The organism is Streptomyces sp. NPDC004752, assembly GCF_053601275.1.
The window spans coordinates 1-4,711 of record NZ_JBSGBN010000257.1 but is presented as its reverse complement, the minus strand read 5'-3'; the positions used below and the strand labels follow the sequence as shown (position 1 = coordinate 4,711).

The window sequence follows — 4,711 nt, the reverse complement described above, 5'->3', positions numbered from 1 at the left end:
CATCCCCACGGACCTCCGGCACCGCGATCCGCCGCCACTCCACCCCGAACAGCCCATCACCGCGCACAGCAGCTGACAGAGCCACCGGCCGCAGAGCCAGCTCATCAACCGACGCCACCAACGCCCCCGTAGAGTCGGCCAGAGTCAATGCCACCGTGTCCGCGCCCGTCTCCCTCAACCGCACACGCAACGCGGAGGCACCCACGGCATGCACCTCAGCCCCACCCCACGCGAACGGAAGCCGCGCCACGACATCCCCGTCCACCACACCAGGCAACAACGCATGCAACGCCGCATCGAACAACGCCGGATGCACCACAAACCGGCCCGCATCCCCCCGCCACTCCTCACCCAGCACCACCTCGGCAAAAACCTCACCCTCACCCCGCCACACCCGGCCAAGACCCGCAAACCCAGGACCATAAGCAAAACCGGCATCAGCCAACCGGCCGTACACACCATCCAGATCCACCTCCACAGCACCCACCGGAGGCCACACACCCAACCCCTCACCCGAACCCACCCAGGCGGTCAACCGACCACCGGCATGCACCCTCCACCCACCCTCATCACCCTCCACACGCCCATACACAACAACCCCCCGGGCACCGGAATCATCTGGTTCCGCGACGACCATCTGGAGCTGGACACCACCGTGTTCGGGGATGACCAGTGGAGCCGTCAGCGTCAGCTCCTCCACGCGCTCGCATCCGAGATGCTCGCCGGCGCGCAGGGCGAGTTCGAGCAGCGCCGTCCCCGGTAGCAGCACGGATCCCTGGACCCGATGGTCGGCGAGCCACGGGTGGGTGGCGAGGGAGACCCTGCCGGTGAAGAGGTGGCCGTCCCGGTCGGCGATGCGTACGGCGCCGCCGAGCAGTGGATGGTCCGTCGCATGCAGACCGAGTCCCGCCGCGTCGACGGGAGCCGTCGGTGCCGTGAGCCAGTAGCGGTCGCGGCGGAAGGCGTATGTGGGCAGGTCGACGCGGCGGGCGTCGGGGTAGGTCGCCACCGGGTCGAGGGCTCCGCCTCGCAGGTGCAGGAGCGCCAGGGCCGACGTGGCGGTGACGGTTTCGGGTCGCCCGGCCCGCAGCATCGGCGCGATCGTGCCGGCCTCGTTCGACAGGCAGTCCTGAACCATCGCGGTCAGCACTCCGTCGGGGCCGAGTTCCAGGTAGTCGGTGACGCCCCGCGCTTCGAGGAGCCGTACGCAGTCGTGGAAGCGGACGGCCTGGCGGATGTGCTGGGCCCAGTAGTCGGGAGACCGCAGCTGTTCGGCGGTGGCGAGGTCACCGGTCACGTTGGAGACGACGGGAATGCGCGGCTCGTGGAAGGTGAGCTGCGCGGCCACGGCACGGAATTCGTCCAGGACCTCGTCCATGTGGGGCGAGTGGAAGGCGTGGCTGACCGGAAGCCGCTTGCTCTTGCGGCCCTTGGCCCGCCACAGTGCCGCGATCTTGTCGACTGCGGGCTCGTCGCCCGAGACGACGACGGCGCGGGGGCCGTTGACGGCGGCGACCGCGATCGAGTCACCGAACTCGGCGAGGGTTTTGCGGACCTCGGGCTCGGTGGCCTGCAGTGCCGCCATCGCGCCGCCTTCGCGGGCTGCCTGCATGAGCCTGCCGCGGGCCGCGACCAGCGTGCAGGCGTCCTGGAGGGAGAGCACACCCGACACATGCGCCGCGGTGATCTCGCCGACGGAGTGGCCGAGGAGATAGTCGGGAGCGGCCCCCCGGCTCGTGGCCAGTCGGTGCAGAGCGACCTCTACGGCGAAGAGCGCGGCCTGGGTGAAGGCCGTCTGGTCCAGCAGAACCGACTCCGCCGAGTCGGCGGGCGCGAACAGGACGCCCTTCAGCGGCCGTTCGAGTTTGTCGTCAAGGTAGGCGCACACCTCGTCCAGCGCACGGGCGAACACGGGCTCGCTCGCGTGGAGTTCGCGGCCCATGCCGAGACGCTGGCTGCCCTGCCCGGTGAACAGGAACGCGGTCTTCCCTCGGGACACGGGACTGTCGGCGCGTACGACACCGGCGGCCGTTTCACCCCGCGCGAGGGTGTCGAGGCCGCGCAGGATCTCCGTACGGTCCTCGCCCACGACTGCGGCACGGCGTTCCAGGGCGGCCCTGGTCGTCGCCAGCGAGAACCCGACGTCCGCCAAGGACAGTTCCGGATTCGCGGTCAGGTGGGCGTGCAGCCGCTCGGCCTGCCCCTGCAGTCCCGCTTCGTCGCGCGCGGAGACGAACAGCGGGACCGCGCCGCTCGGGGTGGCGGAAGCACGGGCCTCCGCTTCGCTTTCGCTCGGCTGCTCGATGATGATGTGCGCGTTGGTGCCGCTGATGCCGAAGGAGGAGATACCGGCGCGGCGGGGATGGTCGGTCTGCGGCCAGTCACGGGCTTCCGTGAGCAGGGACACCGCTCCCGCTTCCCAGTCCACATGCTGGGTGGGTTCGTCGACATGCAGGGTCCTGGGCAGAACACCATGCCGCATGGCCTCGATCATCTTGATCACACCACCGACACCCGCAGCAGCCTGAGCATGACCGATGTTCGACTTCAACGACCCCAGCCACAGCGGCCGGTCCTCCGGACGCCCCTGACCATAAGTAGCAAGCAACGCCTGCGCCTCGATCGGATCACCGAGCGTCGTACCGGTACCGTGCGCCTCGACCGCATCCACGTCCACAGCCGACAAACCGGCGTTCGCCAACGCCTGGCGGATCACCCGCTCCTGCGAAGGACCGTTGGGCGCGGTGAGGCCGTTGGACGCACCGTCCTGATTGACCGCACTGCCCCGCACGACCGCCAGCACCCGATGACCGTTACGCCGAGCATCGGACAACCGCTCCACCAGCAGCAGACCCACACCCTCCGACCAGCCCGTACCATCCGCGGCAGCCGAGAACGACTTGCACCGGCCGTCCTCGGAGAGTCCGCGCTGGCGCGAGAACTCGACGAAGGTGTTCGGTCCCGACATGACGGTGACGCCTCCGGCCAGCGCCATGTCGCACTCCCCCTGACGCAGCGCGTTGGCCGCCAGATGCAGCGCGACCAGGGAGGACGAGCAGGCCGTGTCGACCGTGACCGCCGGTCCCTCAAGGCCGTACGTATAGGCCAGTCGCCCGGAGACCACGCTGGAGAGGTTCCCCGCCAGCAGAAAGCCCTCGAACTCCTCGGGGCTCTTGGCCAGGCGCGAGGCGTAGTCGTCGTACATGGCGCCCGCGTAGACGCCCGTGTTGGTGCCTCGTACGGTGGCCGGGTCGATGCCCGCGCTCTCGAACGTCTCCCACGCCGCCTGAAGCAGCAGTCGCTGCTGCGGATCGGTTGCCACCGCCTCGCGCGGCGACATCCCGAAGAATTCCGGGTCGAACCGGTCGGCGTCGTAGAGGAATCCACCATGCCGGGTGTAGGACGTTCCCGCCTGCGACGGATCCGGGTCGTACAACTCATCCAGATTCCAGCCGCGGTTGACCGGGAACTCCCCGACCGCGTCCACACCGTCCGACACCAGCCGCCACAACTCCTCGGGCGAACTCACACCGCCCGGGAAACGGCAGGCCATGCCCACGATCGCGATCGGCTCGTCGGCGGCAGCCACCGCGGTCGGGCGTGATGTCGTCGTGGGCGCGGTTCCGGCCACCCGGCTGTGCAGATGGCGTGCGAGTGCCGTGGGCGTGGGGTGGTCGAAGACGGCGGTGGCGGGGAGGCGCAGCCCGGTGACCGTACCGAGGCGGTTGCGGAGTTCGACTCCCGCGAGGGAGTCGAAGCCGATCTCCCGGAAGGCCCGTTCGGGGTCGATACCGCTCGCGTCCTGGTGTCCGAGAACGGACGCGACAACGCCGCGCACGTCGTTGAGTACGGCGTCGAGTCGCTCCTCCTCGGGCAGTTCGGCGATCCGTCGCGCCCAGGCCACGTCGGTACCCGTCCCACCGCCGACGGTCTTGGCCGCGAGGCGGGCGGGGCGCGTACGGACGAGACCGCGCAGCAACGGGGATGGCAGTTCGGCGGCCGCGTTCAGCATGCCGGGGTTGAGCAGTACGGGCACGGCGAGCGCCGTGTCCTTGGCCAGTGCGGCGTCGAAGAGCGCGAGGCCCTGCTCGGGCGGCAGTGGCAGGATGCCGGAGCGGGACCATCGGGCGCGGTCGGGCTCGCTGAGGGAGCCGCCCATGCCGTGGTCGGCGCTCCACAGGCCCCAGGCGAGGGAGAGTCCCGGCAGACCGTGTGCGCGTCGGTGGGCGGCGAGTCCGTCGAGGTAGGTGTTGGCGGCCGCGTAGTTTGCCTGCCCCGCCGTTCCGATGAGGCCGGACACGGACGAGAACAGGACGAAGACGCTGAGAGGTTGATCCTGCGTCAGCTCGTGGAGGTTTCGTGCGGCATCGGCCTTGGGGCGCAGCACGGCTGCCAGCCGGTCCTGGGTCAGCGACTCGATCGTGGCGTCGTCGAGGATGCCGGCGGTGTGGATGACGGCCGTCAGCGGATGCTCGGCCGGTATCCCGGCCAGAACCTCGGCCAGCGCATCACGATCGGCCGCATCACACGACGCGAAACCCACCCACGCACCCAGCCCTTCCAACTCCTCACGCAGCTCACCAGCCCCCGGAGCCCGCTCACCACGCCGACTGAGCAGCAACAGATGCCGAACACCATGCTCGGACACCAGATGCCGGGCCAGTACGGACCCCAGACCACCCGTGCCTCCGGTGACCAGCACCGTCCCACC

Annotated in this window: 1 protein-coding gene; it reads right to left on the bottom strand. The window is 69.7% G+C overall.

Going from position 1 to position 4,711, the window contains the following annotated elements:
* The coding region (locus ACWEKM_RS45825) for a type I polyketide synthase (protein WP_451627249.1) at window positions 1-4,711 on the bottom strand (4,711 nt) is incomplete at both ends.